This is a genomic window from Thermocrinis jamiesonii, assembly GCF_000702425.1.
Taxonomy (GTDB): Bacteria; Aquificota; Aquificia; order Aquificales; family Aquificaceae; genus Thermocrinis; species Thermocrinis jamiesonii.
Genome location: NZ_JNIE01000003.1, coordinates 254,728 through 265,142 on the forward strand (window position 1 = coordinate 254,728; position 10,415 = coordinate 265,142).

The 10,415-nt window shown below is 42.1% G+C and carries 13 protein-coding genes; 9 read left to right on the forward strand and 4 right to left on the reverse strand.

Annotation, left to right across the window (positions count from 1 at the left end):
* Nucleotides 1-14: 14 nt before the first annotated feature.
* From def to K217_RS0104085, 6 genes are read left to right on the forward strand one after another with little or no spacing between them, the layout of a single operon-like run.
* On the forward strand, nt 15-533 hold the full coding sequence (gene def / locus K217_RS0104060) for a peptide deformylase (protein WP_029551853.1): 519 nt from the start codon (nt 15-17) through the stop codon (nt 531-533).
* The gene (locus tag K217_RS0104065; RefSeq protein ID WP_029551854.1) at nt 490-789 is read left to right on the forward strand and encodes a septation protein SpoVG family protein; all 300 of its coding nucleotides are present in this window, start codon (nt 490-492) and stop codon (nt 787-789) included. The genes def and K217_RS0104065 overlap by 44 nt, the downstream gene beginning before the upstream one ends.
* The gene (resB, locus tag K217_RS0104070; RefSeq protein WP_029551855.1) at nt 782-2,425 is read left to right on the forward strand and encodes a cytochrome c biogenesis protein ResB; all 1,644 of its coding nucleotides are present in this window, start codon (nt 782-784) and stop codon (nt 2,423-2,425) included. The genes K217_RS0104065 and resB overlap by 8 nt, the downstream gene beginning before the upstream one ends.
* Nucleotides 2,397-2,858 carry a YqhA family protein gene (locus K217_RS0104075; protein ID WP_029551856.1) on the forward strand — a complete coding sequence of 154 codons (462 nt, stop codon included), beginning with the start codon at nt 2,397-2,399 and terminating at the stop codon, nt 2,856-2,858. Before resB ends, K217_RS0104075 begins: the two co-directional genes overlap by 29 nt.
* A 12-nt stretch (nt 2,859-2,870) precedes the next feature.
* Nucleotides 2,871-3,854: a porphobilinogen synthase gene (gene hemB, locus K217_RS0104080; protein ID WP_029551857.1), complete on the forward strand. Its 984-nt coding sequence runs from the start codon at nt 2,871-2,873 to the stop codon at nt 3,852-3,854.
* Nucleotides 3,855-4,904: an LptF/LptG family permease gene (locus tag K217_RS0104085; protein WP_029551858.1), complete on the forward strand. Its 1,050-nt coding sequence runs from the start codon at nt 3,855-3,857 to the stop codon at nt 4,902-4,904.
* On the opposite strand, the gene tpiA is transcribed toward K217_RS0104085, so the two are convergent.
* Nucleotides 4,866-5,591 carry a triose-phosphate isomerase gene (gene tpiA, locus K217_RS0104090; RefSeq protein WP_029551859.1) on the reverse strand — a complete coding sequence of 242 codons (726 nt, stop codon included), beginning with the start codon at nt 5,589-5,591 and terminating at the stop codon, nt 4,866-4,868. The genes K217_RS0104085 and tpiA overlap by 39 nt on opposite strands.
* Nucleotides 5,539-8,076 carry a cation-translocating P-type ATPase gene (locus K217_RS0104095; RefSeq protein WP_029551860.1) on the reverse strand — a complete coding sequence of 846 codons (2,538 nt, stop codon included), beginning with the start codon at nt 8,074-8,076 and terminating at the stop codon, nt 5,539-5,541. Before K217_RS0104095 ends, tpiA begins: the two co-directional genes overlap by 53 nt.
* An 18-nt stretch (nt 8,077-8,094) precedes the next feature.
* Here K217_RS0104095 and purE point away from each other — a divergent pair, with 18 nt between their 5' ends.
* The 3 genes from purE to K217_RS0104110 are packed head-to-tail and all read left to right on the forward strand — an operon-like array spanning nt 8,095 to nt 9,107.
* The gene (gene purE, locus K217_RS0104100) at nt 8,095-8,589 is read left to right on the forward strand and encodes a 5-(carboxyamino)imidazole ribonucleotide mutase (RefSeq protein ID WP_038028095.1); all 495 of its coding nucleotides are present in this window, start codon (nt 8,095-8,097) and stop codon (nt 8,587-8,589) included.
* A gap of 23 nt (nt 8,590-8,612) precedes the next feature.
* The gene (rpsP, locus tag K217_RS0104105) at nt 8,613-8,852 is read left to right on the forward strand and encodes a 30S ribosomal protein S16 (RefSeq protein WP_029551862.1); all 240 of its coding nucleotides are present in this window, start codon (nt 8,613-8,615) and stop codon (nt 8,850-8,852) included.
* Nucleotides 8,853-8,867: 15 nt separating this feature from the next.
* The gene (locus K217_RS0104110; RefSeq protein WP_029551863.1) at nt 8,868-9,107 is read left to right on the forward strand and encodes a KH domain-containing protein; all 240 of its coding nucleotides are present in this window, start codon (nt 8,868-8,870) and stop codon (nt 9,105-9,107) included.
* Here the strand turns inward: K217_RS0104110 and K217_RS0104115 are convergent.
* Together K217_RS0104115 and K217_RS0104120 are read right to left on the reverse strand one after the other, a co-directional pair.
* The gene (locus K217_RS0104115; protein ID WP_029551864.1) at nt 9,099-9,419 is read right to left on the reverse strand and encodes a YraN family protein; all 321 of its coding nucleotides are present in this window, start codon (nt 9,417-9,419) and stop codon (nt 9,099-9,101) included. The genes K217_RS0104110 and K217_RS0104115 overlap by 9 nt on opposite strands.
* Nucleotides 9,406-10,338 (reverse strand): bifunctional heptose 7-phosphate kinase/heptose 1-phosphate adenyltransferase, encoded by a 933-nt coding sequence (locus K217_RS0104120; protein WP_029551865.1) that lies wholly within the window; start codon nt 10,336-10,338, stop codon nt 9,406-9,408. The genes K217_RS0104115 and K217_RS0104120 overlap by 14 nt, the downstream gene beginning before the upstream one ends.
* Nucleotides 10,339-10,415 lie beyond the last annotated feature (77 nt).

Genomic DNA, 10,415 nt, shown 5'->3' on the forward strand with positions numbered 1-10,415 from the left:
AATTAATTCAAACTATGGCTGTGAGAAAGGTTGTTAAGTTTCCAAACCCTATATTAAAGACTCCTACACTTAAGGTGGATGTTATAGACGAAAGTGTAAAAAAGCTTGTGGAAGATATGTTTGATACTATGTATGCGGAAGAGGGAGTAGGTTTGGCTGCCAATCAAATAGGTGAGCCCCTTCGTATTATGGTCATAGACACTACTCCAAAGAAAGAGAGTCCTCCTCTGAAGCTTGTTTTGATAAACCCAGAGCTTCTTCATGCAGAAGGGACAATAAGATACAAGGAAGGGTGCCTTTCCTTCCCAGGTTTGAGTTTGGAAGTGGAAAGATACAGAAAGGTGAGGTTTAAGGCTTTGGACCTGCAGGGAGAAGAAAAAGAATACGAACTTGAAGGTTTTCCAGCCATTGTCTTTCAGCACGAGTTGGATCACTTAAACGGCGTTACCTTTATAGACAGAGTAAGCAGCCTAAAGAGGAGGTTAGCCCTTGAAAAATACTACAAACTCCAAAGACAGCACTCCCGAGGTTGAACTTCTGAAATTCTACCCCTTTGAAGTAAGCACAAAAAAACCAAGACTTTTGGCTTACGCAGATGTTAGAGTAGATCAAATAGTCATAAGGGGCATAAAACTCTTCCAAGCTAAGAACGGAGGGCTGTTTATACAGCTACCAACTGTAAATTTTGACGGTAAAGATTACCCTGTGATAGAAGTGAAGTCAAAAACACTCCTTGACAGGATAAGAAGGGAGGTGGTAGATTACTATAAGGCTTTGGAAGATGCTTAGAGGTTTTGCCTTTTTTATTATCTCTTCCATAATCTTCTTTGCTGTTGCAATAGTTGGTCTTTTTCATCTGAAGGAGCGTGGCACTATTTACTTTCTCTTACTTGCCCTTACAGGCTTTTTCTTTACAATAGCCCTTGCTAACTTTCTTTTGGATACTGTAAAAGGCTTATACGAAGAATACAAAAAATATCGCAAACTTTCTACTTTCATCTTTGAGTTTTTTGCAAGTCTAAAGCTTGCTATATTCCTGATGATAGCCATAGGAGTTCTTTCCATGCTTGGTTCCACTTACATACAGCAGGGCAGGCCTTACGAGTTTTATGTGCAACAGCACGGTCCGGAGATTGCCTCTTGGATATGGAAGCTTTGGCTAAACGATGTGTTTCATTCCTGGTATTACATACTCTTCATAGTCCTTTTGGCTATAAACCTGATCCTTTGCTCTTACAAAAGACTGCCAAGCGTTTGGAAGCATACCTTTTCAAAGGAAAGGTTTCAAAGGTTAGATGAGCATCTTGAAAAGCACTTAAAGCCCGTGGAGGTGGTGATAAATCCAGATAAGAACAAGGTCATTAAATTTTTGCAATCCAAAGGGTTTAAGGTTTTTGTAGAAGAAGAGGGGGGAAGGATCTACTTTTACGGAGAAAAGGGAAAATACTCGCGCCTTGGGGTTTATGTGGTGCATATAGCCCTGCTTATTATAATGGCTGGAGCTTTGATAGATGGAGTCTTTGGTAAAAGGGGGACTGTTGTGGTTGCCGAGGGCTCAAGGGAAGACATCATGCGGTCTTTGGATGGTCAAAAATCTTACAGGCTTCCCTTTCAGATAAAGCTTGAAACTTTTCACATAGTCTCTTACGAGGAAGAGGCAAAAAGGAAAGGAAAGGAGTTTAGAGGGGACCCAAAGGTAAAGGATGCCATAGCCAGCTTTGAAAGTAAAATTCAGATTATTGAAGGTGGCAAGGTGGTAAAAGAAGGTTTGGTTGCGGTAAATGCACCTTTTGAGCACGGACCCTATAGGATATTTCAGGCAACCTACGGACTAACTGGAGAGGCTGGATGGGTAAAACTCTCGGTCTTTGACAGAAACATCCTTCCCGAAGATCCAAAAAGAGCTTTTTTGGGAGAGGTTGAGATAAAAGCGGGTCAGGTGGTAGAATTCAAAGACATGCTTTTGTCCATAGACAGGTCTGTTTTAAATCTTGAGGACGAAAAGGCTGGCTTTGAAGGGGATCTTAAACCAGCTCTGATTATAAAAGTTCTAAAGGATGGTAAAGATTACAACGTGCCGGTCATATACTCTCCAGAGCTTACAGTTTTTGCCTTTACTCAAATGCCAGAGCTAATAGATTTTCCTTACATCTTCTTTATGGAAGGGTTCAGACCACGTTTTTTTAGTGGTTTGCAGATCTCTTATAGCCCGGGCACTCCTATCATCTGGACCGGATCCACTCTTTTGGTGTTGGGATTGATTCTTGCTTTCTACACCATTCATCGCAAAGTTTGGGCAAGATTAGAAGGAAATACGCTTAAAATATCCTTTTGGTCTCACAAGCTAAAGGAAGAGTTTAGAAAAACCTTTTTAAAGTCCTTGGAGGAACTGGGAGATGTTAAAGAAGCTTCTGGAGAACGGTAAAGCAATAGCTTTATTGCCTTCCCTTAGTCTGTTTGTGGGAGCGGTGTTTCTTGGTCTTTACGGTATATACGTGCTTTTTGAGACGCTCTACAAGGTCTTAACAGACCAAAGCGCAAGAGATACAGCGGTGCTGGCTACAAAGTTTATCTCCGTGATGGACATCCATCTTCTTTCGGTAATTCTGTATATATTCGCCGTGGGCTTATACGAACTTTTTGTAGGAGAGTTAAAACTTGCCCCTTGGCTAAAGATAGAAACCATAGACCAACTAAAGTCTAAATTAGCAAGCGTTATAGTTCTTATACTTGCCATTACCTTTACTAAGAATCTCGTAGAGTGGAAAAATCCACTGGATACTTTGCTTTTTGGCTTAGCGGTATCTGCGGTAATCGGCGTGCTTATATTCTACTACAAGATCAAATCTGAGCATTAAAATAGTCCTATTATGGAATTTCCAAAGCTAAGACCAAGAAGGCTTAGGGCTAACGAAAACATAAGAAGGCTTGTGAGAGAAACAAAGCTTTCCCTTGACGATCTGATATACCCAATCTTTGTAAGATACGGAGAAAAAATAGTGGAAGAGATTCCATCTATGCCTGGAGTTTTCAGATACAGTGTGGATAAAGTAGTTGATGCGGTTAAGGAAGTTAGAGACCTTGGCATTCCCGCCATCATACTCTTTGGCATTCCCGAACACAAAGACGAAGTGGGCTCAGACACCTGGAACGAGCAGGGAATCATCCAAAAGGCTCTTAGGGAAATAAAAAAGCACGTTCCAGATATTTACGTAATAACCGATGTGTGCTTTTGTGAATACACCACTCACGGACACTGCGGGGTGATAAGAGGGAACACCGTAGATAACGACTTAACCTTGGAAAATCTAAAAAAGCAGGCCATTTCCCACGTAGAAAGTGGAGCAGATATGCTGGCACCTTCTGGTATGATGGATGGGATGGTTCAAGCTATTAGGTCCGCTTTAGACGAATCTGGATACTATCACATACCCATAATGGCATACTCCGCTAAGTTTGCCTCATCTTTCTATGGTCCCTTTAGGGAAGCTGCGGAGTCCGCTCCAGCCTTTGGAGACAGAAGGAGCTATCAGATGGATCCAGCCAACGCAAGGGAAGCTATAAAGGAAGTTCTACTGGATGTAAAGGAAGGTGCAGACATCATCATGGTAAAGCCCGCTTTGGCTTACCTTGACATAATTGCCAAAGTAAAGGAGGTCACACTGCTTCCAGTGTGTGCATACAACGTAAGCGGTGAGTATGCCATGATAAAGGCAGGGGGAAGACTTGGATGGATTGATGAAGAGAAGGTGATGGTAGAAACCCTTCTATCTATAAAGAGGGCAGGAGCTGACATGATAATAACTTACTTTGCAAAGGACATCGCAAAGCTCATAAACAAAGGACTTATCTAAATGCTTTTTTTCTATAACCTTAGGGAGTTTTTAAAAGCATTCCTGCTTCTGAGCTTTGTTTTTGCATCAATCCTAAGCCTTTATTCTGTATTTGACGTTCTGTTTCTTTACAAAACCGCAAAAGTAGAACTAATACCGAAGGTTCTTCTTACCACTATTTTAATTAGCTTTTACTACACTGCTCCCATCGTAAACAGCCTTTCCTTAATGCTTTACCTAAGGAGAGTTTTCAGCAAGTCTTACGATAGGATAGCCAGCACCTTTGGCATATCTCCCTTTAGCTTCTTTTTTCCTGTCTTGTTGGTTTCTCTTTTACTATCTTTCATACAGTTTGTTCTTAGCTATAGCTTCTATCCAAAAATTTTTAAGACCGCCTATTCGTTGGAGAGGGAGTTTAAAAAGAGTAAGCCTGCGGAGGAGTTTTTCATCAGCGATCTGTGGCTCAGCTTAAGTTCGGAGGGAAATAACTATTACATCAGGATAGGATTTGCAAACCTAAAAGATAAAAGGGTGCATAACGTTTTTTTGGTATCACTAAAAGAAAGCGACATAACAGAGCTAATAACCGCAGAGGAAGGCTATTGGGAAGACAAAAGCCTAAGGTTAAGGAATGCGGAGATAAACATCTTTGAGAGGGAGATCCAAAAACGGGCTGACCTTAGCGTAGAAATTATCCCTGTAGAAGAAGCCAAGGCTTTTGGAGAAAAGTTAAATCACCTGAGTATGGATCGTCTCATTTCCCTTTACGTTTTGGCAGGCAAGGTAGGAATGAACAAGGAGCTTTATCTTGCTGAGATCCTACGTAGAGCAATCGTGAGCTTTTCCAACATAGTGATCCTAAGTCCTCTTTTGCTGTCCCTAATTAGGCATAGGGCTTTTCTAAAGCCTTCTGTTTTCCTTCTGCTTTACGCATCCGTTTATGTCTTAAGTCTAAATCTTGTAAAGGTCGTGGCAGAAGAGTTTGGAAAGAACCCATTCATAGGGCTCATTCCCTTCTTGGGTCTTTGCTTTTTATCTCTGAGAAACCTTTACTATTTGAGCAAAGGATGAAGGATCTAAGCTTGCACCACCGACCAAAAGTCCGTCTACGTCTGGCATAGAAAGGAATTCTCCCGCATTTTGAGGATTGACGCTACCTCCGTAAAGCACCCTCACTTTACCCAAAAGCTCCTTTATAAAACTATGAACGAGCTGGGCATCTTCTGGTGTGGCTGGGTTTCCTGAACCTATAGCCCAAACAGGCTCGTAGGCTATGTCTATCCTTTCTGACACCTCATCCAAACCGGAAAGGGCAAGCTTTAGCTGGCTTTCTATGACCTTCAACGTCATCCCCGCTTCCCTTTCCTCCATCTTTTCTCCCACACACAAAATAGGTCTTATACCCTTTTCAAGGCAAGCTATTACCTTTTTGTTTATCAACTCGTCTGTTTCTCCAAAGATCCATCTCCTTTCCGAGTGTCCAACTATTACGTAAGAAACTCCAAGTTCCTTTAGCATGTCCAAGGATATTTCTCCCGTGAAAGCCCCTTTCTGTTCATAGTGGCAGTTTTGGGCACCAAGCTTTACCTTACTGCCTTTTAGTATATCCCAAGCTATGCACAGAGAAGTAAAGGGTGGGCATATGAGAATCTCGACGTTATCATCCACCCCTTCTATTAGCCTTAGAAATGTTTCTAAGTATTCCTTAGTCTCTTTTGGTGTTTTGTTCATTTTCCAATTGGCGACTATAAGCTTCATACAAATATTCTAACCACTTTCTAAGCTCCAAAGCAACAAAAACTACCAAAGGCATAATTAAAGCATACCCAAGTTGTTCTGCGTTTAGCTGGGCAACTCTGAAGAATTCGCTAAGGATGGACATAGCCAAAAACTGAAGGAACATACCTATGGAAATGCCCAGGTATATGTAAGGGTTTAGTTTTATGTAGCTTATAGGATTTAGCAAAAAGGGTTTAGAACCTATTTCCTGTATACCCACAGGCCATTGGGATACTACCGCAGACAAAAAGCTTATGGTAAGCGCAATTTCGTATGGGTATTTTTCCAAAAGGTAACTGAAGAGTATAAAGTGACCAAGGGCCAATATGGTCCCGTTGTAGATAACATAAAATAACTGCTTTTTACCAAGGAAGATCTTTTGGGGTTTTTTGGGCTTTTCTCTAAAAGGATCACCCTCAAACTTGGTAAAGGGATAAGCTTTATCTTGAACGCCGTCGGTTACTAAGTTTATCCAGAGTATATGGGTTGGATAAAGAGGCAAAGGCTTGCCCGTAAGTATGGCTAAGCTGTTGTAGAGGATCTCAAACACGTTGGTGGAAAGAAGATACCTTATTACCTTAGCTATGTTGGCGGATATCCGCCTTCCAATCATTATAGCTTGGACGATAACGGATAGATTGTTGTCAGTTATTATCATAGCAGATGCGTCCTTTGAAACTTGGGTGCCAGAACCCATGGCAACTCCCAAGTTTGCCACCCTCAGAGCGGGAGCATCGTTTACACCGTCCCCCGTTACAGCTACTATCTCTCCCTTAGATTGTAAAACCTTTACTATCCTGTATTTGTCCTCCGGCAGAGCTCTTGCTACAACCCTAACCCTTTTTAGAAGTTCATAAAGCTCATCGTCCGAATACTGGGACATCTTCTTCCCTTCAATAGCCAAATCCCCCTCTCTGTATATACCTACCATGCTTGCTATTGCCTTTGCGGTCAGCATGTTGTCCCCGGTTATCATAATAAGCCTTATGCCAGCTCTCTTTGCCTTCTCCACCGCCTCTTTTACTCCCTCCTTTGGTGGGTCCAAAAAGCCCACCAATCCTACTATTTCAAGCTTCACAGAATCTATGCTTTCTGGAATTCCATCAAGAATGGCTTTACCAAAGGCTAAAACCCTAAGCCCCTTTTCAGCCATACTGTCGTGTATTTTGTCTAAACCATTGGGAGGATTTTCCGCCATGCTTAACAAACTTTCAAAAGCTCCCTTTATGTAAAGCTCGTAAGATGGACCGTTTTTTACCACTACTGCCATAAATCTTCTTCTGGTGTCAAAGGGATGCTCCCAAACCCTTTCAAAGGCTTGCCTCACACCTAACCAATTAAAACCTAACTCATCCAACCATTCCAAAAGCGCAAGATCCACCGCGTCTCCCTTTTTTCCGTCCGAATCGTTACATAGAGCAGAACAGAGAAAGAGGGCTTCCTCGTCCAACGGGTAATAACTCTCCACCTTAAGCCTTCCTTCCGTTATGGTCCCAGTTTTATCTGAGCATATAAAAGTGGCACTCCCTAAGGTTTCCACTGCAGGAAGGTGTCTAACCAAAACTTTGTTTTTTGCCAACCTTAAAGCACCTACCACCAAAGCGATGGTGATGACGATTGGAAGCCCCTCTGGGACTGCGGAAACCAACTGAGCTATACCAAAAAAGACTAAGAATTTCCAATCCCTACCTTGAACGATGCCTATAAGGACCAATAGGGAGATTATGACTATTAGAGCAATGAGCCACTTTTTTGAAAAGCTTCCAATAGCAGTGGTCAATGGGCTTTCGGGAGGTTTTTCTTCAAGCTTAGATGCCAAAAGTCCCATTTGGGTGTTCTTTCCGGTTGCATAAACCACTGCCTTGGCTTTACCTCTGACCACTACTGTTCCTTTAAATACGCAGTTTAGCCTTTCGTATATCGGTGTATCTTCCTCAAGCACAATATGGGAATACTTCTCCACGGGTACAGATTCTCCTGTCAAGATAGCTTCATCTACCAAAAGACCGGAGTCTTCCAAAAGCCTTGCATCCGCTGGCACTACGTCCCCTTCCGAAAGCAAAATCAGATCGCCAGGCACCAAAAGGGATGCATCCACTTCCTGTTCTACTCCTTCCCTGATCACCGTTACCTTTTGCTTGGTTAGACGCTTGAGACTCTCTATGGAAGCTTTGGCCTTAAGTTCTTGATAAAATCCTATAACGCCGTTTATCAGCACAAGTCCCAGCACAACAACGCTATCGTGCCAGTCCCCCAAAAAAAAAGCAAAAATGCCAGCTATTATAAGAATCACTATTAATGGATTTGTGTATTGTCTGAGGAATATGCTTAGGAGACTTTCTTTTCGTTCTTCTATCTCGTTGGGTCCATAAATGCTAAGCCTTCTCTTAGCTTCTTCGTTGGATAAGCCAAAATGGGACGTGTTTAACTCTTTGAGAACTTCCTCTGGGCTTTTGTAGTGCATCTTTTATCATATTGTATTATGGATAGACCTCTTGTAGGTATCATAATGGGGAGCATATCCGATTGGGAATACCTAAGGCCAGCTTACGAGGTCCTCAGGGAGTTTGAAGTCCCCTGCGAGGTTAAGGTAGTTTCTGCCCATCGCACACCGCAGGCTATGTATGAGTATGCCAAAAGTGCGAGAGAAAGAGGAATAGAGGTAATAATTGCGGGTGCAGGAGGTTCAGCCCATCTGCCGGGTATGACAGCGTCTATGACCACTCTCCCAGTAATTGGTGTGCCTGTGCCTTCCAAGCATTTAAACGGAGTTGATTCTCTTTATTCCATAGTCCAGATGCCTCCAGGGGTACCGGTAGCTACCGTGGGTATAGGGAACGGAACAAATGCGGGCCTGCTGGCAATCAGAATACTTTCCATAAAATATCCAGATCTCCAGCGTAAGCTGGAAGATTACACAAAAGAACTTGAAAAGAAGGTAGATAAAATGAACCAAGAGCTAAAAAGTATGCTATAATAATCCATATACAGGAGGAAAAAATGGCTCTGAGGATAAGGCTTGCTAAATTTGGCAGATCGCACCATCCAATCTATCGAATAGTTGTGATGGATTCACGCTCTCCAAGAGAGGGAAGATATATTGACATACTCGGCACCTATGATCCAAAAAGAAAGGAGTTGATTGATATAAAACCGGAAAAAGTCAAAGAATGGATACAAAAAGGAGCAGAAATTACCGATAGGGCTAAAAGTGTGCTAAAAAATGCTAACATACTTTAAGAAGGAGGTAGGAACATGAGCCAGCTCAGAGATATTGTGGAAATTGCCGCCAAGTCCTTGGTGGACAACCCCAACGGGGTCAATGTAGCAGAAATAGAGGGAGAAAAGACCATAGTTATTGAGTTGAGGGTGGACAAGGCAGACATAGGAAAAGTTATAGGCAAACAGGGCCGAATTGCCAGAGCCCTAAGGACCATCGTATCCGCTATGGGAAGAAAAATAAACAAAAGGGTGGTCTTGGAAATATTAGAGTGATATATTTTTTAGGTGCTCAATTTGATTGTCTCTTATTATGATTGCGTCTACCCTGCACTCCCGTGCGGGGTAATCTTTTAAAAAATTTTCTATGCATCTGTATATTTTTCTTAACTTTCTGCTATCTATTCTTTCTGCGGGGTTAAAGTCTGTATGGGTTCCCTTTACCTCCACAAATACCAACACCTCACCGTCAAGTGCAACTATGTCTATTTCTCCGTATCTACAGTGGAGGTTTCTAATAAGAATTTCGTATCCTAAGCTTAAAAGGTATTGGCAAGCCAAATCTTCAAAGTACTTACCTTTCTTCAATGGCGCTTAGAACTTCCTGCAAAGTTATGGGTGCTGTGCCCAGCTTACCTACCACTATACCGGCGCACAGATTAGCCAACTCGCATGCTAAGTGCCAATCTCCACTGGCAATATAGGAAGCAGTCAACACCGCTACCACAGTATCTCCAGCACCGGAAACATCATAAACCTGCTTTGCCTTTGCTGGAAAATGAGCATATTCCTTGTCAAAAAGTGCCATACCTTTGGAACCAAGGGTTATTACCAAGGTTTTTAGTCCAAGCTCTTTTTTTAGCGTCCAGCCTAAGCTTTCCAATGGTCCTCCTTGACCCATTTGCTTTGCTTCCTTTTCGTTTGGAGTCATCAGATCTACACCGTAGTAAAGATGTTTGTTCACAGGTTTTGGATCTACCGAAAGAAAAACTCTTTTTTCTTTAAGTCTTTTTACCAAAGGCTCACAAACTACACCTTTTGCATAATCGGAAAGAATAACCCCGTCCACATCCACATCAAGCCTTTCAAGTAGTTTGTCCAGTGTTTTTCCAGAAACAGGTCTTTTATCTTCCCAATCTATTCTTAGAAGCTGTTGGGAAAGGGAAACTACTCTTGCCTTTTCGGTTGTTGGCCTTTGACTGTCCTCTACCGTAAGGTCTTCTATGGAGGCGGACCTTATTAAACCTTTCATTATATGTTTTCCATAATCTGAACCAGTAACTCCCAGCAAGTAGGTTTTCACACCCAAAGAAGCAAGGTTATTTGCCACATTGGCTGCACCACCAAGTCTAAATTCTTCTCTTTCCACTTCCACCACTGGCACAGGTGCCTCAGGCGAAATCCTCTCAACAACTCCAAATATATATCTGTCCAATATCAGATCTCCCACCACTAAAATTCTAAGGTCCTTTAATTTTTCAACAACCTTTTTAAATCTTTCCTTCACTTCTAGCGCTTCTGAGTTCAATTAAAATTTTAACTAATGATTGGTTTTGTCCAAAATTTTTTGTAGTCCTGCCCTCC

Bases quoted from the DNA above. Each gene is read 5' to 3' on its own strand.
- def (WP_029551853.1), top strand. From the start codon at position 15: ATGGCTGTGAGAAAGGTTGTTAAGTTTCCAAACCCTATATTAAAGACT.
- resB (WP_029551855.1), top strand. From the start codon at position 782: ATGCTTAGAGGTTTTGCCTTTTTTATTATCTCTTCCATAATCTTCTTT.
- K217_RS0104075 (WP_029551856.1), top strand. From the start codon at position 2,397: ATGTTAAAGAAGCTTCTGGAGAACGGTAAAGCAATAGCTTTATTGCCT.
- hemB (WP_029551857.1), top strand. From the start codon at position 2,871: ATGGAATTTCCAAAGCTAAGACCAAGAAGGCTTAGGGCTAACGAAAAC.
- K217_RS0104085 (WP_029551858.1), top strand. From the start codon at position 3,855: ATGCTTTTTTTCTATAACCTTAGGGAGTTTTTAAAAGCATTCCTGCTT.
- tpiA (WP_029551859.1), bottom strand. From the start codon at position 5,591: ATGAAGCTTATAGTCGCCAATTGGAAAATGAACAAAACACCAAAAGAG.
- K217_RS0104095 (WP_029551860.1), bottom strand. From the start codon at position 8,076: ATGCACTACAAAAGCCCAGAGGAAGTTCTCAAAGAGTTAAACACGTCC.
- purE (WP_038028095.1), top strand. From the start codon at position 8,095: ATGGATAGACCTCTTGTAGGTATCATAATGGGGAGCATATCCGATTGG.
- rpsP (WP_029551862.1), top strand. From the start codon at position 8,613: ATGGCTCTGAGGATAAGGCTTGCTAAATTTGGCAGATCGCACCATCCA.
- K217_RS0104110 (WP_029551863.1), top strand. From the start codon at position 8,868: ATGAGCCAGCTCAGAGATATTGTGGAAATTGCCGCCAAGTCCTTGGTG.